General features: G+C 65.3%; 18 protein-coding genes and 2 pseudogenes. 10 read left to right on the forward strand and 10 right to left on the reverse strand.

Annotation, left to right across the window (positions count from 1 at the left end; translation table 11 throughout):
- The 4 genes and pseudogenes from RN01_RS31270 to RN01_RS31285 form a co-directional block, all read right to left on the reverse strand.
- A partial coding sequence (locus RN01_RS31270; protein ID WP_039016843.1) for an anti-sigma factor occupies positions 1 to 554 on the reverse strand: 554 nt, incomplete at its 3' end.
- A pseudogene (locus RN01_RS31275) lies at positions 551 to 1,084 on the reverse strand (RNA polymerase sigma factor); the annotation flags it as partial. The pseudogene RN01_RS31275 and the gene RN01_RS31270, both read right to left, overlap by 4 nt.
- Before the next feature lie 39 nt (positions 1,085 to 1,123).
- Positions 1,124 to 2,563, reverse strand: a complete 1,440-nt coding sequence (locus RN01_RS31280; RefSeq protein ID WP_017511397.1) for a YncE family protein — start codon at positions 2,561 to 2,563, stop codon at positions 1,124 to 1,126.
- Positions 2,564 to 2,625: 62 nt separating this feature from the next.
- A complete protein-coding gene (locus RN01_RS31285; RefSeq protein ID WP_017511398.1) occupies positions 2,626 to 3,084 on the reverse strand; it encodes a DUF305 domain-containing protein in 459 nt (152 codons plus the stop codon).
- Positions 3,085 to 3,269: 185 nt separating this feature from the next.
- Between RN01_RS31285 and RN01_RS31290 the strand changes: the two genes are divergently transcribed.
- Positions 3,270 to 3,470, forward strand: a complete 201-nt coding sequence (locus RN01_RS31290) for a hypothetical protein (RefSeq protein ID WP_080672804.1) — start codon at positions 3,270 to 3,272, stop codon at positions 3,468 to 3,470.
- Positions 3,471 to 3,530: 60 nt separating this feature from the next.
- Here RN01_RS31290 and RN01_RS35115 read toward each other — a convergent pair whose 3' ends face one another.
- The gene (locus RN01_RS35115; RefSeq protein WP_111733966.1) at positions 3,531 to 3,713 is read right to left on the reverse strand and encodes a BON domain-containing protein; all 183 of its coding nucleotides are present in this window, start codon (positions 3,711 to 3,713) and stop codon (positions 3,531 to 3,533) included.
- Positions 3,714 to 3,842: 129 nt separating this feature from the next.
- Between RN01_RS35115 and RN01_RS31295 the strand changes: the two genes are divergently transcribed.
- From RN01_RS31295 to RN01_RS31305, 3 genes are all read left to right on the forward strand, one after another.
- Positions 3,843 to 4,757 carry a polyphosphate kinase 2 family protein gene (locus RN01_RS31295; protein WP_017511400.1) on the forward strand — a complete coding sequence of 305 codons (915 nt, stop codon included), beginning with the start codon at positions 3,843 to 3,845 and terminating at the stop codon, positions 4,755 to 4,757.
- A 91-nt stretch (positions 4,758 to 4,848) separates the two neighbouring features.
- On the forward strand, positions 4,849 to 7,611 hold the full coding sequence (locus RN01_RS31300) for an HAD-IC family P-type ATPase (RefSeq protein WP_024569988.1): 2,763 nt from the start codon (positions 4,849 to 4,851) through the stop codon (positions 7,609 to 7,611).
- A gap of 36 nt (positions 7,612 to 7,647) precedes the next feature.
- Positions 7,648 to 9,255, forward strand: a complete 1,608-nt coding sequence (locus tag RN01_RS31305) for a carboxylesterase (RefSeq protein WP_024569989.1) — start codon at positions 7,648 to 7,650, stop codon at positions 9,253 to 9,255.
- A gap of 20 nt (positions 9,256 to 9,275) precedes the next feature.
- Here RN01_RS31305 and RN01_RS31310 read toward each other — a convergent pair whose 3' ends face one another.
- Complete coding sequence (locus RN01_RS31310) at positions 9,276 to 9,851, reverse strand: DUF2478 domain-containing protein (protein ID WP_017511402.1); 576 nt, start codon at positions 9,849 to 9,851, stop codon at positions 9,276 to 9,278.
- A gap of 317 nt (positions 9,852 to 10,168) precedes the next feature.
- Between RN01_RS31310 and RN01_RS34825 the strand changes: the two are divergent.
- A pseudogene (locus tag RN01_RS34825) lies at positions 10,169 to 10,273 on the forward strand (FAD:protein FMN transferase); the annotation flags it as partial.
- A gap of 7 nt (positions 10,274 to 10,280) precedes the next feature.
- On the opposite strand, the gene RN01_RS31315 reads toward RN01_RS34825, so the two are convergent.
- The gene (locus RN01_RS31315; protein WP_017511404.1) at positions 10,281 to 11,603 is read right to left on the reverse strand and encodes an HdeD family acid-resistance protein; all 1,323 of its coding nucleotides are present in this window, start codon (positions 11,601 to 11,603) and stop codon (positions 10,281 to 10,283) included.
- 192 nt (positions 11,604 to 11,795) lie between these two features.
- On the opposite strand from RN01_RS31315, the gene RN01_RS31320 reads away from it, so the two are divergent.
- Positions 11,796 to 12,350, forward strand: coding sequence for a hypothetical protein (locus tag RN01_RS31320; protein ID WP_008648309.1), 555 nt, complete (start codon positions 11,796 to 11,798; stop codon positions 12,348 to 12,350).
- 58 nt (positions 12,351 to 12,408) lie between these two features.
- Here the strand turns inward: RN01_RS31320 and RN01_RS31325 are convergent, their stop codons facing one another.
- From RN01_RS31325 to RN01_RS31335, 3 genes are all read right to left on the reverse strand, one after another.
- Positions 12,409 to 13,014, reverse strand: a complete 606-nt coding sequence (locus tag RN01_RS31325; RefSeq protein ID WP_024569990.1) for an AAA family ATPase — start codon at positions 13,012 to 13,014, stop codon at positions 12,409 to 12,411.
- Entirely contained in the window at positions 13,011 to 13,211 is a 201-nt protein-coding gene (locus tag RN01_RS31330) for a DUF2905 domain-containing protein (protein ID WP_008648313.1), read from the reverse strand. Before RN01_RS31330 ends, RN01_RS31325 begins: the two co-directional genes overlap by 4 nt.
- A 200-nt stretch (positions 13,212 to 13,411) precedes the next feature.
- Positions 13,412 to 14,218 carry an IclR family transcriptional regulator gene (locus RN01_RS31335; RefSeq protein ID WP_024569991.1) on the reverse strand — a complete coding sequence of 269 codons (807 nt, stop codon included), beginning with the start codon at positions 14,216 to 14,218 and terminating at the stop codon, positions 13,412 to 13,414.
- A 124-nt stretch (positions 14,219 to 14,342) separates the two neighbouring features.
- Between RN01_RS31335 and RN01_RS31340 the strand changes: the two genes are divergently transcribed.
- The 4 genes from RN01_RS31340 to RN01_RS31355 are packed head-to-tail and all read left to right on the forward strand — an operon-like array spanning position 14,343 to position 18,469.
- Entirely contained in the window at positions 14,343 to 15,338 is a 996-nt protein-coding gene (locus tag RN01_RS31340; protein WP_017511978.1) for a tripartite tricarboxylate transporter substrate binding protein, read from the forward strand.
- Between the two features lie 19 nt (positions 15,339 to 15,357).
- Complete coding sequence (locus RN01_RS31345; RefSeq protein ID WP_017511979.1) at positions 15,358 to 16,881, forward strand: class I adenylate-forming enzyme family protein; 1,524 nt, start codon at positions 15,358 to 15,360, stop codon at positions 16,879 to 16,881.
- Positions 16,878 to 17,663, forward strand: a complete 786-nt coding sequence (locus RN01_RS31350) for a citryl-CoA lyase (protein WP_017511980.1) — start codon at positions 16,878 to 16,880, stop codon at positions 17,661 to 17,663. The genes RN01_RS31345 and RN01_RS31350 overlap by 4 nt, the downstream gene beginning before the upstream one ends.
- Positions 17,660 to 18,469, forward strand: coding sequence for an SDR family NAD(P)-dependent oxidoreductase (locus RN01_RS31355; RefSeq protein WP_017511981.1), 810 nt, complete (start codon positions 17,660 to 17,662; stop codon positions 18,467 to 18,469). Before RN01_RS31350 ends, RN01_RS31355 begins: the two co-directional genes overlap by 4 nt.
- The last annotated feature ends 128 nt before the right edge of the window (positions 18,470 to 18,597 follow it).

The raw sequence follows: 18,597 nt of genomic DNA on the forward strand, positions 1-18,597 counted from the left end.
GCGGGTCCATGCTCGGTGGCGACGAGGCGCCCGCCGATGTAGCGATAGCCTGCCTTGCCGAGGTCCGGCACGGCAATCGGGCGACGCAGGCGCGAGGAGACCCAGTTCACCAGGTCGTTGCTGTCGGCGGCGCCCATTTCCACGGGACGTACCGGGTCGGCGGCAAATACCTGGAAGCTGGCCGTGGCTTCGCGCGCCAGTGCGGCAATGCCGCCGGTGGGCGGCTCGGTCGCGCCGCGTCCCATCCAGCCGCCGATGCCACCCAGGCACATGGCGACGAAGATAGAAGCCGCCAGCCGCCACGGATGGCTGGCGCGGGCGCGTCGTGCCGTCAGCATGTGCCGCAGGTTCAGTTCTGGCGGAACCGGTTCGTCTGCGATCGGGGCGAGCGCGGCACGCAGTTGATCGCGCTGCGCCATGTAGCCCTCGACGCGGGCCGCGACGTCGGGATGCTGCTGCAGGTACGCCTCGATCTCGCGCAGGCGCGTGGTGTCGAGCGCGTGGTCGACGTAGGCCAGCAGTTCCTCTTCCTGTATCGGTCGATGTTCGTTCATTTGACCCTCCGCAGTCCGGATGTCGGGGCCGCCTTCAGGCCGGGTTCCATCTGCCTCAGTAGTTTTTCCCGCGCGCGAGACAGGCGCGACATCACGGTGCCGACGGGAATCTCAAGAATGCGTGCGGTCTCGGCGTACGACATCTCCTCCACCGAGACCAGCAGGAGCACGCTCCGCTGTTCGGCGGGAAGGGCATCGACCGCGCTCAGCAGGTCCCGATAACGCAGTGCGTCTTCCTGGGCCGGCGGCACGGTCATGAGGGACTCCGCCACGTCGTCGATTGCCACGTGCAGCCCTTGCGCGCTGGCATGACGGCGCAGGGCCGTCATCGCCAGGTTATGCAGGATGGCGAATACCCAGCTACGGGTGTCTGCGCGGCTGCGGCGGCTGTCCCAGTACGTGATGACCTTTTCCAGGCAGTCCTGCACGAGATCGTCCGCGGCCGCCTGCTCGCGCAATAGCGCGCGGGCATAGCGGCGCAACGCCGGAATCATCGGCTCGACCTGTTGCAGCAAGTCCTTCACGGCAGCGGTGTCTCCGTCAGGGGTGGCAGCATGATCGTACGCGGGCTAGAGCGCCTGCACCTGAACGGGTGCAGCGGGTTTGCCGTTTTCCGACGGGGCGATGACGAGATAGCGTCGTCCCTCCGCGGTGGCGTTGTCCTGCACGATCTGCCGGATGGGGCCGATTGCATTGACAATAGCCGAGCCGGCGGGATTCGTCATGAACGAGGCCAGCGGCTCCAGCGACCCGGTGCCGTCCGCATGGCTGGCCAGCGCCAGCACGTACGCATGCTTCGGTTGCAGCCCCGTTGCCGAGGCCTGCAGGACCTGCAGCAGGCCCTGGTCGAACAGCGTCACGCTGGTAGGCGCGTTGTCCGTGGCCACCGGCTTGCCGTTCTCGACACGCAGCAGCTTCAACTGCGTGCTCTGGCCAGCCAGGCCTGGCGGTTGCAGTCCTTGTGTGCCATCGCCATCGGGTACCGCATTCGGCACGTAGGCAATCGCCTGCGGCGCCTGACCTACCGGTACATTGGCGACGACCTGGTTCGTGGCGGTATCGATGACGGCCAGCTTGTCCGCATTCTCCAATCCGACGTAGATCCGGCTCCCATCGCCCGACGGCCAGACACCGTGAGGCAGGCTGCCCACGGGAATGGTGGCTACCGGGGAGAAGTCGTCGGTGCGGAATACCTTGACCTGGTTCAGGCCGCCGATCGTGACATAGGCAAGCGTGCCTGCCGCCGTGTGCGCGAAGTTGACATGATTGGTGATCGGGCCCGTCTCGATTGTCCTGATCGGGCGGAACGGAGGCTGCGCTTCGAACACCTGCGTCTTGCCGATGTCTTTCAGTGTGAACCAGACCTGCTTGCCGTCGGGTGTGGCCGCGATGTTCGGGCAGAACGGACTTTCCTGCTTCACGCGGCCCACGATCTTGTGGTCGGCCACGCTCACGACCGCCGTTTCGGGGTTGAACGACGAGCAGATGTAGCCGTACTTGCCGTCCGGCGAGAAGATCTGCATGCCTGGGCCGTCGGCAACCTTGATGCGCGCGGTTTCCATGAACGTCGCGGCGTCGAGAACCGCGATGTAGTTTTCGCCGCGCACGGTGATCCACACTTCCTTGCCATTCGGCGTGTAGAACGCCTCATGCGGCGAGCGTCCCACGTAGGTGACATGCTTGACGGCATTGGTGGCCGTATCGATGAACGACACCGAGTTGGACCCGATGGAGACGATCGCGAGCGTGCGATGGTCCGGCGAGAAACCCATGCCGTGAACCAGCAGCTGGCCCCGGTACAACGGACTCAGGTTGCCGGGCGCGGGATCGCCCAGCCGGATCACACCGAGCAACCGGTTGTCGGCCGGATCGGTGACGGAGACGGTGTTCGAGAACTGCTCGGCCGCGTAGATGCGGTCCCGGTGGCTGATGGGCACGTCCGGCGCATTCAATGGTCCAGGGGCCTGGCCGGCAAGGGCAACGCTGGCGATGCCGGTGGCGCCGAGCATCAATGCGAGGGAAAGCGAAATGGCATGTCGGAGGGGGCTAGGTTTCATGATCGAGCCTTGCATCAGTGCGCGTGGGCGGAGTGGTCGTGGGAGGCTGGCTGCGACGGCGACGGTGTGGAGGCCGCCGGCTGGGTCGGCGCAGGCGCGGATGGCGGAAGCGGTTGTCCAAGCGCCAGCCGCATCGCGGCGATCTCCTGCATCTGATCGACGATGATTTCCTGCGCGATGCGCCTGAGCTGCTCGTTCTTGCCGTAGCGGAGTTCCGCCATGGCCATGTCGATGGCGCCTTGGTGGTGCGGGATCATCATCGCCGCGAAGTCTTCGTCGACGTTGCCACTAGGGTGGACCGACATGCCGTCCATCATTCTTGTCATCGCCACTTCGTTCTCCGCCGCGAACCGCTCGGCGTCCGAGCCAGTGGCGGTGCCGGCAAGAGCGGGTGCGGCAGCGGTCAGCGCCGCCAGCAGGAGCAGCACCGCACCAATGGCTGGCGGAGTGGGTAGTCGATAAAAGGTGACCATGATTTCTCGCGTCGTTCCATAGGCCCGGAGCGGGCCGTTGTTGGGTAGACGCGCGGAGCGGGGTGCTTATTCCACCCACGGCGGATTTTTTTTTGGTTCTGCCCTCGTTACACGCGATTACCAGCTTCACGTTCCCCCGCGCTGAGTGCCGTAGTATCCTTTTTTTGATTTTCACGAGGGAAAGAATGATGAAGGCTCTGCTGCTGACGGTCGTCTCATGTGCCGCATTGCTGACGGGTTGCGCTGTCGGCCCGTACCCCTATGATGATTCCGCCGCCGGTCCGGGCTGCCCGCCGGGGCAGGCGAAGAAGGGTAACTGCCGTGTCGACCAGTACGGAAACGAGTCCTTCTGCCCGCCCGGCAAAGCCAAGAAGGGCCAGTGCTAGCCGCCGTCAGGCTCTTCTGCGGAGCCTGACTGTTCTATCGCCGCTCGCTTCCGCCCATCCTCAGCGTGAGGCCACCTTCAAGCTGTCGTGAATCGAGCGAACCCCATCCACGCTGCGAATCGTCTCCAGCGCGATATCGTGCTGCGCCTGGCTTGGCACCGAGCCGCTGACCTTGATAATGCCGCCCCCGGCAAAAAGTGACAGATAGGGCTTCCGGTTTCCGTGTGACCTGCTACAGTCAATTTAGAGTCGAGACGGGAGCGAGCGCATCGCACTCCGCTTGTCGCGGCTATCGAGCCCTGGAGCCACGTCAGGGCTTTTTTGTTCGTTGGCAGTGTGTTGCCGACGACCGAAGCTGGGGAGGAGTTGGCAATGCCTCGCAAAGAGATACTGGGCACCCTGGGGAGCTATATCAATCCGTTCCGCATCACGCAGGGCGAGGGGTTCCGTCTGGCGGACTTCGATCCTGCCGATACGCTGGGCTTCGAGATGAAGAAGGGCGAGGCGGCGGACCTGCTTCGGCACGGATCGGAATGGCTGGCGATAGAGCAGGACGTGCTCTACGCGCAGGACTCCTGGTCGGTGCTGCTGGTGTTCCAGGCCATGGACGCAGCCGGCAAGGACGGGACGATCAAGCACGTCATGTCTGGCGTCAATCCGCAGGGGTGCGATGTCTTCTCGTTCAAGCAGCCGTCCCATGAAGAACTCTCGCACGATTTTCTCTGGCGATACCTTGCGAAGGTGCCCCAGCGCGGACGCATCGGCATCTTCAATCGGTCCTACTACGAGGACGTGCTCGTGGTGCGGGTGCACCGGCACCTGCTGGAGGCGCAGAAGATCCCGCCGGCACTCATTACTGACAAGATCTGGGACGAGCGGCTCGCCGATATCGCCCGCTTCGAGGACTACCTCACGCGGCAGGGCGTGATCATTCTCAAGTTCTATCTGAACCTGTCGTACGAGGAACAGAAACGGCGATTCCTGAAGCGCCTTGATAAACCTGACAAGAGTTGGAAGTTCTCACCCTCCGACGTGCGCGAGCGCCGGCACTGGGACGAGTACATGCAGGCCTACGAGGCGGCGATCCGCGCGACTTCCACCGAGGCGGCCCCGTGGTATGTCGTGCCCGCCGACAAGAAATGGTTCACACGACTTGTCGTCGCGGCAGCCGTTGTCGAGGCCGTGGAGAAGTTGAACCTCCAGTACCCCGAGATATCGTCTGACCAGGCGAAGGCGCTGGCGAAGGCGCGTGAGGAACTCGAAGGGGAAAAGAAGGCGGCGAAGTAGGCAAGGAAGCGAAAGCAGGCGGGACATCAGGTGAAGCAGTGCGACGGTGAATGGCGCCGCATGACGGACGCCGCAACCTGGAGGATGCAAGATGAGTGAAGCGGATACCGTGGTATCAGGCGTGGAGGAAACACCCTGGCACGCCATGACCGCCGATGAGGTCGAGCAGCGTTTCAAGGTCGATCCCTCGCAGGGCCTGGAAGCCGACGATGCCGCCGCGCGGCTGGGTACCTACGGACCCAACCGGCTGCCCCAGGGCAAGAAGCGCGGCGCCATCGCGCGCTTTGTCTCCCAGTTCAACAACATCCTGATCTATGTGCTGATCGCGTCGGCCTTCACCAAGCTGATGCTGAGCCTGTGGCTCGACGCATCGATCATCTTCGCCGTCGTCATCCTCAACTCGTTGCTGGGCTTCCTGCAGGAGGGAAAGGCCGAAGAGGCGCTGGATTCGATCCGCAACATGCTTTCCACTGATGCGCGCGTGTTGCGTGGTGGCGCGGCCCGCCTGCTTGACGCCGAGGAACTGGTGCCGGGCGATGTCGTGCTGCTGGAGTCGGGCGACAAGGTCCCCGCCGATCTGCGCCTGGTGGAAGCCAGGAACCTGCGCACAGAGGAAGCGGCGCTCACCGGCGAGTCCGTGCCCGCCGACAAGACGACGGTACCGATGCCCGCCAAGTCCACCGTGGGAGACCGCGAGAACATGGCGTTCTCCGGCACGATGGTGGTCTCCGGCCGGGCCACCGGCGTGGTTGTGGCAACGGGAAGCCAGACGGAACTCGGCCGCATCAACGAGATGCTCGGGCAGGTCAATCCGTTGGAGACGCCGCTGCTGCGGCAGATCACGAAGTTCGGTTACGTCATCACGGCGGCCATCGGTGTTCTCAGCGTCGTGCTGTTTTCCTGGGGGCACTGGCTCGGCAAGATGACTTTCGTGGAGCTGTTCCAGGCGATCGTCGGCATCGCGGTGTCGATCATCCCGGAAGGCCTGCCCGCGCTGATCACCATTACGCTCGCGATCGGCGTGAAGCGGATGGCCCAGCGCAATGCCATCATCCGTCGTTTGCCGGCGGTGGAGACGCTGGGCTCCGTCTCGCGCATCTGCTCGGACAAGACGGGCACGCTGACGATGATGGAGATGATGGTGACATCGGTCGTGACGGCCGATGCGTTGTATGCAGTGACGGGCCACGGCTACGCACCGGAAGGGGCGCTCAGCACGGAGGGCAAGCCGCTGGACGCCGTGCCGTTGCCGCTGGCGCTGATCGGTCGCGTGTCGATGCTGTGCAACGACGCCGAACTCTTCGAGGACGACGGTCGATGGAAAGTGGAGGGCGACCCCACCGAAGGCGCGCTCTATCCGCTCGCCACCAAGCTCGGCATGGACCGCACCGCCGAGGGGGTGGCCGCGCCACGGATCGACGCCATTCCATTCGAGTCCGAGCACAAGTTCATGGCGACGCTGAACCGCTCGGCCGACGGCGAGATGCTGCTGGTAAAGGGTGCGCCGGAGGTGATTCTGGAACATTGCGATCACCAGCAAACCGCGAATGGCGCGGTGCCGCTCGACCGCGCGTATTTCGCGAGGGAGGGAGATCGCATGGCCGCGCAGGGCGAGCGGGTGCTGGGACTTGCCTGGCTGCCAGATCCGGGCTTGCCCCAGGGCGGCCTCGAGCCGAAGGACTTGCCGAACACGCTCGTGTTCCTCGGCCTCGTCGGCCTGATGGACCCGCCGCGCAAGGAGGCGATCGACGCCGTGCGGGAATGCCATGAAGGTGGCATCCGGGTGACGATGATTACCGGCGACCACAAGGTCACGGCCGCCGCCGTGGCGGGAATGCTCGGGATCGGCGATGGCCGCACGGCCGTGGCGGGTACCGAGATCGAGGCGATGAACGATGCGGCCCTGCGCGAATGCGTGCGCGAGGTCGATGTCTTCGCCCGCGCCAGCCCCGAGCACAAGCTCAGACTCGTGAAGGCGATGCAGGCCAACCGGCAGGTGGTGGCAATGACCGGCGACGGCGTCAACGATGCACCCGCGCTCAAGAAGGCCGATATCGGCGTCGCGATGGGCATCAAGGGCACCGAGGTGACGAAGGAGGCCGCGGGGATGATCCTCGTCGACGACAACTTCGCGTCGATCTCGGCGGCCGTGAAGGAAGGTCGCACGGTCTACAACAACATCGAGAAGGCGATGCTGTTCATGCTGCCGACGAACATCGCGCAAGGCGCCGTGATCGCCATCGCGATCCTGATCGGGTTCACGCTGCCAATCACCGCGCCGCAGATCCTGTGGGTGAACACGGTTTCCTCCGTCGCGCTGGGCCTGGCCATGTCGTTCGAGCCCCACGAAGCGGACGTCATGGGCCGGCCACCACGCTCGATCGACCGGTCGATCGTTACCGGTTTCGGGGTATGGCGAATTTGCTTCGTTGGCGTGGCGCTCGTCATCTACACACTCGCGGCGTTTTTCGTGATGAAGGCGCATGGCGCGGCGGATGAAATGGCGCGAACAGCGGCCGTCAACGCCATCTCGCTCGGCCAGATCTTCTACCTGATCAACAGCCGGCACCTGCTTGAATCCTCGCTGTCCGTGCGCGCTCACACGAGCAATCCGTATCTCTGGTATGGCATCGGCGGCGTTGTGGTGCTGCAGTTGTTGTTCACGTACTGGTATCCGTTCCAGTTGATCTTCGATACCCAGGCGCTGACCGTGGAGCACTGGCTATGGCTGATCGCCGGAGGCGTGGTGCTGTTCTTTGTGGTGGAGTTCGAGAAGCTCGTCATTCGATCCTTCCCGTCACTGACCGCATTGGTGACGTCGCAGCGGGCCGGCGCGGCCAAGCGCAAGCCCTGAACGCATGTCGCAATCAGCATGGGCCCTGTTCCACAGATGAAAGCGCGATCCCGTCTGACCAGGAAGGTGCGCATCGCCGCGATCGTGCTGGTCGTGCTCGGCGCGGCGCTTCTGGCGCTGCGTGCCTATGACGCGACACGAGGGCCGGAGCTGCAGCTCTGGCACACCTTTGTGCCCGACGAACTTGGTGTCGAGCAGATCGACCGGTCCGATTGGAGCCGCTATCTGAGGCAGGAAGACGCCCTGTTCGAGCAGGTCAGGCGGCACGTCAGCGACCGTCTGCCGCCTGCGGCGCGGATCCCTTCGAACCGCTATTTCGAGGGCAGCCCGATCTACCCGGGACGCTTCGAGCACGACTGGAACCGTTCGTACGAGATGCGTCCGGCCGGAAAGCCCGTGGGCGCGGTCGTCCTGCTGCATGGCCTGACCGATTCGCCGTACAGCCTGCGGCATATCGCCCAGCGGTATGTGGAGGACGGCTTCGTTGCGATCGGCATTCGCCTTCCCGGCCATGGCACGGTACCGGCCGGGCTCTCTGACATTGAATGGGAGCGCTGGATGGCGGCGACGCGGCTTGCCGTGCGCGAGGCGCGGCTTCAGGCCGGCGCGGATCGTCCGATCCATCTGGTCGGCTTTTCCAATGGTGGCGCGCTGGCGATGAAGTACGCGCTCGATAGCCTTGAAGACCCCAGGCTGGAGCGGCCGGCGCGGATCATCCTGATCTCGCCGATGATCGGCGTGACCCGTTATGCGCGGTTCGCCGGGCTGGCCGCGCTGCCGGCGTTGCTGCCGCCTTTCGAGAAGGCTGCGTGGCTCGGGATCGTGCCCGAGTTCAATCCATTCAAGTACAACTCGTTTCCCGTCAATGGGGCGCGACAATCCCATCGGCTGACCGTCGCGTTGCAAGACCAGATCGCGCGTGTCGCGCGGGAGCGCGGGCTGGAGGGCCTGCCTCCCGTGCTGACCTTTCAGTCGGTGATCGACTTCACGGTGAGCACCCCGGCAATCGTCAGACGGCTCTACGCGAGCCTGCCGGACAACGGCAGTGAACTGGTGCTATTTGACGTCAACCGGCGTGCCAAGCTTGGGCCCCTGATCGATCCGACTTCAACGCAGGCGCTTGCCCGGCTCCTGCCCGCGCTGCCGGTGAGCTACAGGCTGACGATGATCGGCAATGAAGCGGAGGGGGCGGACGACGTGACAGCGCGCGTGGTGGACGCAGGCGCCACGGAGGAGACAAAGCAGCCAGTCGCGATGACTTACCCGGCGCAGGTATTTTCGCTGTCGCACGTGGCGATCCCGTTCCCGATGGACGATGAGCTATACGGGATACAACCCACGGATGCAGGCAATCCGCGCTTCGGCGTGTCGCTTGGCGCGATCGCACCGCGTGGCGAGCGCGGCGCATTGATGGTCAGCCTCGATTCGATGTTCCGGATCTCCTCCAATCCGTTCTTCCCGTACCTGCTTGCGCGCATCGACGAGGTGATCGCCGAACCGGCCCGCGCGTCGGGTGCCCGGCCCGGTGGTGCTCGCCGCGCGGGGCCTGCGGCGGAAGCGAGTTTTCCGGATACCGACCCCGAGTTCGACGAGATGCTGCGCAAGGCGCAGGACGTGGAGCTTGATTCAGTGGTGATGCCGTAGCGACGGGCCGATCGCCTGCTTCATGAACGTGCGTGGCGCGCGCGGAGACCCGCGAACCACAGGTACATGGCCTCGATCGACGGCTGCAGCTCCGTGCCCGAATCGCCCGTGAAGGCGCGCCAGGCCCGAAGATAGTCGTTCGAGACGATGGTCAGCAGCGGAATGCCGGCGGCGGCCACATTCAGCATCTCGGCAGCGAGTCCACCGCCCTGGGCTTCGAGCCCACCGAAACGGTTGGCCACGCAAAGGTCAGGTCGCGCCTCGACGGCGCGGCGCATGGCGACGCTCGCCGCGGCAATGCTGCCTGCATCGACGCAACACGATGTCGAGCCCGAGCCGAGGTTCTGGAACAGGGGGTAGCGTTGGCCACTGTGCTGGTCCACAAGCATCGTGGATGTCTTGTCGCCATTCTCCGCGCGTTCCTGCACGAGCCCGTGAATCCGCAGTCCGGCATGGCGCAGGCCGTCGACGAACTTGGTGAGCAGGCGGTCCGTGCCGGCGTGGTCCGCATGGACGATTGCAGCAATCGGCAAGACTTGTGCCGGGCTATCGCCAGCGTGCCCGGGCTTGGGTCCGCTGTGGGAATCCTGTGGCATTTGTCGTTTCCTGTGGCGTTCAGAACGGATAGCGAAAACGGTCGCTGCGGCCGGTCGGGTTAGTGAATCCCGCCACGCAACGGACACGCTTTGTCAATCGCAATATAGTGAGCTATATGACGCTATCATGCAGAAGCTGGCCAACAGTTGATAGTGGTTAAACGGAATGAGATTCGCTGGCTGCGGATTTGCTGCCAGGCGCCACAGATTCCCGTGGTTGGAGGGATCACCGAGGCACCATTGCGGCAAGCGGCAAGCGGCAAGCAGCAAGCCGTCGATCGTGATCCACAAGCCATCCGGCCACCCCGGTGCCGGACTACGCGCGGCAGCGCGGCCTCGACGCCCTCTTTATCGTGCGCGATGGCGGGGCGCTGCGCACGATCGGAACCGGATGCTTTGCCGACGAGGTGCCGTCAAGCTGACACGGCGCTAGCGCGATTCGCGCCCCGACCGCCGCACCGCCAGCCCACTCCACACGGTCGCCCACGCAAAGGGGCGCGGATCGGCCAACATGCTCATGGCGCGAGCGTAGTCGAGTGTCAGCCCCGGCGTCCAGGCCATGGTGGCGGCACGCTTGCGCAGATGGGCCGCCACCCACAGCTCCGGTGTCAGCAATAGCCGGAACAGCGGCCACCAGCCGCCGAGCCGCGTCCAGGCACGTGTGGCAGCGCCCTCCAGCGCGGCATCGAGCGCGCGTGCCACCGTGCTCGAACAGTTCCGGTGCGTCAGGTTGTAGGTCGTGTTCTGCCGATAGTCGTGCCAGAAGTTCTGCAGGCGCTCGGCATCGTAGTTGCGAATGCGGACCTGAACGGTCGACGGGCACCATGCCTTGGATTCTGTCGGATAGTCAGGCTGGAACCGTCCGGGTACGTTGTTCTCCTGCGTGGCTCGCAGCAGCCGCGTGAAATCGTCTGGCGAACGGTCGATCTCGACGGCCGGGTAGAGGCTGATGTAGATGCCTTCGGGGGATTCCAGCGCGGCGTGCCCCGTGGAGATAACGCCGTCGCGGTCGACGGCGGCGATGTAGCGGTCGATGATCGGCTGATGCTGTGCCTTGGACTTCGCGGAACCCACGGGCGTCCAGACGTGGACGGTCAACGCGCGTTCGTCCGACGCGGGCGGTCCGCTCCACGTCGTCAGGCGCCGCTTGTTCGATTCGGCGCTGGCGGACTCCGGATCCTTGCGCAGGCCAGGGTTGCCGGCAAGCCGGCGCGCGCGCGATGCCAGCAGCAACATGTTCCAGCCGCCGAAGATCAGCCCGAGCGCCACGCAGTACGGCACGGTGCCGACATAGTGCGTCGGGTAGGGCTGGATGAAGAAGATGGCCAGGGCGATCTCGATCACGCCCCCCGCCATTGCCAGCCGCCACGTGCGAAAGCGCACCACATGCGCGGAGGCTACCTGCAGCAGGCCATCGGCCAGAAACAGCGCGCCGAAGATGACCGACAGGATCATGTGGCCATGGTGGCGCTCGGCCAGCACGAGGATGGCGGCCACGCTGAAGGCGATGCCCTTGGCGTAGCGCAGCGTACGCTGGCCACCAATGCCGGTCGAGGCCACGGCCAGCGTGGCCAGTCCTTCCAGAAGCAGCAGCCAGGCAAACGGCTGGATCGGGAAATCAAGCTTGCCGTCGAGCGCATCGATGAACAGCACGGCACCGACAGCGATGCTGAGAGCGCCGGCCCAGGCCAGCGCTTTCCAGCGTGTACGCAGGTAATCCACTCCCAACAGCAGCATCAGCAGGCGAACCATTGGCGTCTCCGGCGCGGTGGCATGAATGTTTCGCGGATTCTACCGTCTCTTGCCATGCTTGAATCCGCGTGGCGGCAGGGTAGCCGGCGCTGTCACCCTCCCAAGGTGGGATTTGGGTCTCGCGGAATTCTTCCGTAGTTCGTTGAGGGCACGGATATCGACAGAGCCCATATAACCCACTGGAAGAGAATCATGAAGCAAAGCAAGTTTGCCCTCGTTGCCGCCATCTGCGCGACGGGCGTTCTGTTGACCGGATGCGAGACCACGAACTCGATCCCCTACAAGGCATCCGCCTCGAACGTTATCGCTATCCAGCAGAGCCTGCAGTCGAAGAAGGTCAGCGTCAGCGATGTCGGCATGGCGCAGGGCGTCGATGAGAGCCCGCTGTGCCGTCTGATGGGTCCGGTCAAGGTGGCGCCGGGCAAGACGCTGTCGCAGTACATCAAGGACGCCTTCCAGGAGGAACTCCTGATGGCGCAAGCCTACGATGTGAAGGGCGCTCCGATTCAGGGCCGTATCGAGGAACTGAGCTTCAGCTCGGTGTCCCCGGCGTACTGGCAGATCACGATGGCCGTGCAATCGCCGGCGGACAAGGGCTACAAGGTCTCGGTCAAGTACCCGTTCGACACGAGCTTCACGGCCATGGGCGCGTGCAAGAACGTGGCGGATGCCTTCGGCCCGGCCGTGCAGGAACTGCTCAAGCAAGTCGTGACGAACCCGCAGTTCCCGAAGCTGTCCGGCAAGTAAGCCATCGAAGCAAGCCGTCCGGGGCACGCTCCCTTCCGCTTCGCGCGGAGGGTGGCGTCTAGCCCTGGAGGGTATTCAGAACGAAATCGGCGCGCTCGACAATGCTGGCCCTGGGGATGATGCGAACGTCGTACCCAAGCGCTGGATAGGCTTCGAGCAGCCGGGCGTACTCCGCGGTGGCGGCGTCGAGGTCATGGCGGCGCTCGGCGTCCTGAACGTAGATTTCCGGCCAGGGTGGCGTCAGGAATACGATCCGATGGTACGGCCGGACCTGATGCACGAGCGGCGCGAGTTGCGGTTTGCCACTGACATGCTGAAGCGCGACGAACGCGTCAACCAGCCCGCGATCGAAGAAGACCCATTTTCCCGGCTCACCCGGCTCACCCGGCTCACCCGGCTCACCTGGCTCACCCAGCCCAACCCGGCCAGCCGACTGTTCCAGCGCGAGCAGGTCGGCACGCGCCATGGCGATCACGCGGCGCAGAAAGGCAGGCATGTCGACCCATGGCAGCGCGTTGCCATGGCGGGCCGTTTCTTCCATGACGACGCGCCGCCCTGGTTCTTCCACCACGGGATAGCCACGCGCCCCGAGTTCGCTCAGCAGCGACGATTTCCCGCCACCCGAGCACCCTGAGATCACGACGCACTGGCTCATCACCGTCATCGCCGTAGCAGCCAGAGCACCAGCGACACCAGCAACGAGATCAGGATGCAGGTGGTGATGGGGAAGTAGAAGCTGAAACCGTCGCGGACGATCCGGATGTCACCGGGCAGTCGCCCGAGCGGCAGCCGCGACAGCCAGGGCCACGCGATTGCCGCAACGAGGAACAGGCAGCCAAGAATCAGAAGCAGACGTTGCATGACGGAGGCGGTTGGGCGCAGGGCCGAAAGCGGTGGGGAAGGGAATGCGGCCTGGCGGGATTGCCGGCGGGCGGCGCTTCCCTGGTTCGACCGGCTGTGTGGAAGAGGATTCCCGAATGGAACGGGCAGGCCAATGATCATGCCGCTAAAGCGGCGGAGTGTCGACCTGGCGTTCCGCCAGGTGAGTTGCTACGGCCCGGCTACAGGCCACGCGGCAGCAACGCCGCCACCGCTTCGCGCATCACACGGGCCAGCAACTGCTGCCGCTCGCGCGGCATTCGCGCTAGCGTGGTGGCCACGCTGATGCCAGCCACGGGTTCGCCATCGCGATCGTGCACGGCCATGCCCACGGCCAGTGCGCCGCGTGTGGCGTGATTGCCGATCACCGAGTAGCCGCGTTCGCGCGTAGCGCGGATCAGGATGCGCATCCGGTCGGGCGTCATGCCGCCGTACTGGTCCAGCACACCAGCATTGGCGGCGATCACCTCGTCGACGGTCGTATCGGGCAGCGCTGCCAGCAACGCCAGCCCCGCGGCGCCAACGCCCAGCGGTTGCCGGGTGCCCACCTGGATGACCAGCACCTGCACGGGATGGGTGCCCACGTGGCGCGCGATGCAGCGCGACAACGCGCCATCGCGAACCACGCCGAAGGCGGCATCGCCGCACGCCTGGCTCACCTGCGCAAGCACCGGGCCCAGCTTTCCCGAAAGGTCTGTCGATTCCCCACGCTGCGGCATTGCCGCCAGACGCGGACCGCGCACATAGCGAAATCGTCCGTGCTGGACCACATATCCGCAGTCGATCAGCGTCGCCAGCAAGCGGTAGACCGTGGGCCGCTCCAGGCCGGCCGCGCGGCACATGTCGATCACCCGAAGACCATCCTTGCCGGCTGCCAGGATGGCGTCGAGCAGCGTCAGGCCCCGTCTCAAGGCGCGGGTGCCTTCCTCGGAGGTTGGAGATGAAACGTCCGCCTGTCGGACGTTTCGATTCGCAGTGCTAGAAGTCATGAGAAAGAATTTGCGGGCCGGAAAGCAGTCCGCAGTATGCCGCAGCCGTGCCGCAAGGTGCGGTGGGCAAATCGAGCAGACGGGCGCGTTCCGGGCACGACCATCCAACAAGGAGACAGCACTCATGATTTTCTGGAACGCGGCGCGCAGGCGCCTGTTGAGCCACGCCCTGATCAGTGCCGCGCTTGCGTGCGGCGTTCCCGCCGCCCAGGCGGCCGATTCCAGTTTTCCCACGCGTCCCGTGCGTCTCGTAGTGGGTTATGCCGCGGGAGGCGCCACCGACGTGCTGGCCCGCCTCGTAGCGCAGAAGATGGGCGAGGCACTGGGCCAGCCGATCGTGGTGGAAAACCGTGCCGGCGCCAATAGCAACGTGGGCGCCGAAGTCGTGGCCAAGGCGACGCCGGATGGCTACACGCTCTACGTCTTCACGATCGCGAACACGATCAATGCCACGCTCTACGACAAGCTCGGCTACGACCCCGTGCGCGACTTCGAGCCCGTCGGCATGATTGCCAAGATCCCGAACGTGCTGGTGGTCAACCCGAAGTTGCCGATCAAGACCGTTGCCGACTATGTGCGGTTGGCCAAGGAATCGCCCGATGGTGTGACGTTCGCGTCGTCGGGTAGCGGATCGTCCATTCACCTGTCCGGAGAGATGTTCCGTAGCCGCAGTGGCGCCAACATGCTGCACGTGCCTTACAAGGGGAGCGCGCCGGCCGTCACCGATCTGCTGGGCGGGCAGGTGCAGTCGATGTTCGACAACGCGCCGTCCGCGCTGCCGCACGTGAAGTCCGGCAAGTTGCGCGCCATCGCGGTCACCAGCGCCCAGCGCATGCCCCAACTGCCTGACGTGCCCACGGTGGCGGAATCCGGACTCCCGGGCTTCGATGTGCAGTCCTGGTTCTCCATCGCCGCGCCGGCGGGGACGCCCAAGCCGGTGATCGACAAGCTCAACACGGCACTGAACAAGGCGCTCAACGCATCCGAGGTACGCGAGCGTATGCGCGACCTGGCGGCCACGCCCGAGCCAGGCACCCCCGAGCAACTCCGTACCTTCGCGGCGTCCGAGATCAAGCGTTGGCACGACGTGGTCAAGCAATCGGGCGCGCGTGTCAACTGAGGATTCCCAAGGACCATCCATGCTTCCGATTGAACTGTTCTGGCGGGCCGCCGACCGCTGGCCCGACAACGTCGCCATTGACGCCCCCGGCGGCAGCCTGCGCTATCGCGAACTGGCCGGCCAGGTGGCGGCGCTGGCCACGCATTTCATGACGCTCGATCCCGCGCCGCAGAGTCGCGTGGGCATCTGCGCCGGCAACTCGGCCGAACATATCGTGGCGCTGCTGGCGGTGCTGGCCAGCGGCAAGATCTGGGTGCCGCTGAACCCGAAGAGCACCCAGCCCGAGTTGCGCCGCATCATCGACGCCACGACGCCGAGCATCGTGGTACTCGATGCCGCCTGCGAAGCGCTGCTGGGCGACGCACCGGGCACGCGGCTCTACACGGGTCATGCGTCAGATAGCGCAGACACGCTGAACGCCGTTGTTCTCCGGTATCCCGATGCCACGCGCCCGGTGCTCGATCTGCACCGGGACGCCACGCAGGCCATCAAGTTCACCGGCGGTACCACGGGCGCGCCCAAGGGCGTCATGCAGCCGTATCGCGCCTGGATGACCAATATCGTCAACCAGATCCACGCCTGGGGCTTCACCGAGGCGGATCGCTATGTGATGGCCGCGCCGATCACGCATGGCACGTCCACCTACGTCATGCCGATCCTGGCGCAGGGCGGCTGTCACGTGATCATGGAAGGCAGCGGGGCAGAAGCGGTGCGCGCCACGTTCCGTGACCGCGCCGGCACGGTCTGCTTTATGCCGCCCACGTTGATCTACATGCTGATGGCGCTGCCCGGCACATCGCGCGCCGACTACCCGGCGCTGCGTCGCCTGATTTATGGCGGCGCGCCGATGCCGCCGCAGAAGATCCAGCAGGCGCGCGAGTTCTTCGGGTCGGTGGTGGCCACCACATATGGCCAGACCGAGGCGCCGCAACTGCTGACGGTGATCGGCCCCGACGATCTGGCTGACGAGCGCCGCATGGCATCGGTGGGGCGCGCCACGTGGTTCAGCGAGGTGGCGATCATGTCCCCCGACGGGCGTTTGCTGCCCCGTGGCGAGGTGGGAGAAGTGGTAGCGCGTGGCGATCTGGTCATGACCGGCTACTGGAACCGCCCGGATCTGACCGCCGCGACCATCGTCGACGGCTGGTTGCATACCGGGGATCGCGGCATGTTGGACGCGCAGGGTTTCCTGTACCTGAAGGATCGCCTGCGCGAAGTGGTGATCACCGGCGGCTTCAACGTCTACCCGATCGACGTGGAGAACGCGCTGGGCCAGCACCCGGCCGTGCATGAATGCGCGGTGTTCGGCGTGCCCGACGACAAATGGGGCGAAGCGGTCCATGCGGCCGTGCAATTGCGCGAAGGATGCGCGGTGCAGGCCACCGAGCTGATCGCGTTCGTGCGCGAGCGGCTGGGTCCGGTGCAGACGCCAAAGCAGATTCATTTCCACACCAGCCTGCCGCGCTCCACCGTCGGCAAGGTACTCAAGAACACCGTGCGCGACCAGGCGCTGACGGCATTGCAAACCGGAGACCAAGCATGAGCCAACAAGACAAGCCGGTGACCCGGCTGTGCACCCACACGCTGACCAGCCTGCACTATCGCGACGCCAATCTCGTGGACGACCTGCTGGGCAAGAAGACCTTCACCGAAGTCATGCTGATGCAGATCCTCGGCCGCACCCCGCGCCCGGTGGACATGCGTATCGCCGACATGGTGCTCGTGGTGCTGATGGAGCACGGCCTGACGCCAAGCGCCATCGCCACGCGCCTGATCTACATGAGCGCGCCGGAGAACCTGCAAGGCGCCGTGTCGGCGGGCCTGCTGGCGGTTGGCAGTTCGTTCGTCGGCACGATGGAGAACTGCTCGACGTTGCTGGACCGCATTCTGGCGGCACAGGACCCCGATGCCGAAGCACTGGCCATCGCGCGCCACTACAAGGAAATGCGGGCGGCTGTGCCGGGCTTCGGCCATCACCTGCACAAGCCGGTGGACCCGCGCGCGTACAAGCTGCTGGAACTCGGCGATGCGGAGCCGGATCTGGCCGGCGCGCATATCGGTGCCCTGAGACGCCTGTCGGCGGCGGTTGACGAAGTGGCGGGGCGGCCGATCACGATCAATGCCACGGGGTCGGTGGCCGCGCTGCTTGGCGAGATTGGCGTGCCGACGGCGGTGATGCGAGGGTTCGCGGTGATCTCCCGCGCGGCTGGGCTCGTGGCCCATATCGTCGAGGAGCAGCAGAGCCCGTCGGGACGCTATATCTGGGACGTGGTCGAGGAGGCCATCCCCTACGTCGGCAACGCGCCGCACGGAGACCACGCATGAATGCGCTGCCGCTCAGTCTGGCGGACCGCACCGTGTTCGTGGCGGGCGGTGGATCGGCGGGCCCCGGCTGGAGCATCGGGCGCGCCGCCAGCGTGACCTATGCCCGGCTTGGCGCCCGCGTCTGCGTGGTGGACCGCGACGCCGCCTCGGCAGCGGAGACGACGGCGCTGATTCGCGCCGAGGGTGGCGCGGCGGAGACCTTCGTCGGCGACGTGGCGGAAGAGGCGGAGATCGCGCGCCTGTTCGCGGAGGCGCGCGAACACTTCGGCCCCATCGATGTGCTGCATCACAACGTTGGCATCGGCAAGACCGGCGGGCTTCTGGATACCGATGTGCGGGATTTCGATGCGGCCCACAACGTGAACGTGCGAAGCCTGCTGCTGGCGTCGCAGCAGGTGCTGCCGTCGATGGTCGAGCGGGGCCGGGGTGCCATCGTCACGGTTTCCTCGGTGGCGGGGTTGCGCTATATCGGCTATCCGCACCTGTCGTATAGCGTCAGCAAGGCCGCGCTGATCCAGTTCACGCGGATGATCGCGCAGCAGTACGCGGGCAGCGGCATCCGTGCGAATTGCGTGGTGCCGGGTTTGATCGACACGCCACGCATCGCCCATACCGTGGCGAAGCAGTTCTCGGCGGACAGCCTCGACGACGCCCGCGCGGCGCGTGCAAGGCAGGTGCCGATGCAGCGGATGGGCACCGCGTGGGACGTGGCACACGCCTGTGCGTTCCTGGCGTCGGATGCGGCGGCCTACATTACCGGCACCGAGCTGGTGGTCGATGGAGGGATAACGGGGAAGTACGCATAGGTGCGTCCCCGATGGGCGCCGCTCAGCCGCTCAGCCGAATCAGCCGAATCAGCCGAATCAGCCGAATCAGCCGAATCAGCCGAATCAGCCGAATCAGCCGAATCAGCCGAATCAGCCGAATCAGCCGA

The organism is Cupriavidus sp. SHE (assembly GCF_000812445.1).
Lineage (GTDB): Bacteria > Pseudomonadota > Gammaproteobacteria > Burkholderiales > Burkholderiaceae > Cupriavidus > Cupriavidus metallidurans.

What these genes read in the sequence shown, in the direction of transcription:
- RN01_RS31280 (WP_017511397.1), bottom strand. Translation starts at nt 2,563, where the DNA reads ATGCTCGGCGCCACCGGCATCGCCAGCGTTGCCCTTGCCGGCCAGGCC.
- RN01_RS31285 (WP_017511398.1), bottom strand. Translation starts at nt 3,084, where the DNA reads ATGGTCACCTTTTATCGACTACCCACTCCGCCAGCCATTGGTGCGGTG.
- RN01_RS31290 (WP_080672804.1), top strand. Translation starts at nt 3,270, where the DNA reads ATGATGAAGGCTCTGCTGCTGACGGTCGTCTCATGTGCCGCATTGCTG.
- RN01_RS31295 (WP_017511400.1), top strand. Translation starts at nt 3,843, where the DNA reads ATGCCTCGCAAAGAGATACTGGGCACCCTGGGGAGCTATATCAATCCG.
- RN01_RS31300 (WP_024569988.1), top strand. Translation starts at nt 4,849, where the DNA reads ATGAGTGAAGCGGATACCGTGGTATCAGGCGTGGAGGAAACACCCTGG.
- RN01_RS31305 (WP_024569989.1), top strand. Translation starts at nt 7,648, where the DNA reads ATGAAAGCGCGATCCCGTCTGACCAGGAAGGTGCGCATCGCCGCGATC.
- RN01_RS31310 (WP_017511402.1), bottom strand. Translation starts at nt 9,851, where the DNA reads ATGCCACAGGATTCCCACAGCGGACCCAAGCCCGGGCACGCTGGCGAT.
- RN01_RS31315 (WP_017511404.1), bottom strand. Translation starts at nt 11,603, where the DNA reads ATGGTTCGCCTGCTGATGCTGCTGTTGGGAGTGGATTACCTGCGTACA.
- RN01_RS31320 (WP_008648309.1), top strand. Translation starts at nt 11,796, where the DNA reads ATGAAGCAAAGCAAGTTTGCCCTCGTTGCCGCCATCTGCGCGACGGGC.
- RN01_RS31325 (WP_024569990.1), bottom strand. Translation starts at nt 13,014, where the DNA reads ATGACGGTGATGAGCCAGTGCGTCGTGATCTCAGGGTGCTCGGGTGGC.
- RN01_RS31330 (WP_008648313.1), bottom strand. Translation starts at nt 13,211, where the DNA reads ATGCAACGTCTGCTTCTGATTCTTGGCTGCCTGTTCCTCGTTGCGGCA.
- RN01_RS31335 (WP_024569991.1), bottom strand. Translation starts at nt 14,218, where the DNA reads ATGACTTCTAGCACTGCGAATCGAAACGTCCGACAGGCGGACGTTTCA.
- RN01_RS31340 (WP_017511978.1), top strand. Translation starts at nt 14,343, where the DNA reads ATGATTTTCTGGAACGCGGCGCGCAGGCGCCTGTTGAGCCACGCCCTG.
- RN01_RS31345 (WP_017511979.1), top strand. Translation starts at nt 15,358, where the DNA reads ATGCTTCCGATTGAACTGTTCTGGCGGGCCGCCGACCGCTGGCCCGAC.
- RN01_RS31350 (WP_017511980.1), top strand. Translation starts at nt 16,878, where the DNA reads ATGAGCCAACAAGACAAGCCGGTGACCCGGCTGTGCACCCACACGCTG.
- RN01_RS31355 (WP_017511981.1), top strand. Translation starts at nt 17,660, where the DNA reads ATGAATGCGCTGCCGCTCAGTCTGGCGGACCGCACCGTGTTCGTGGCG.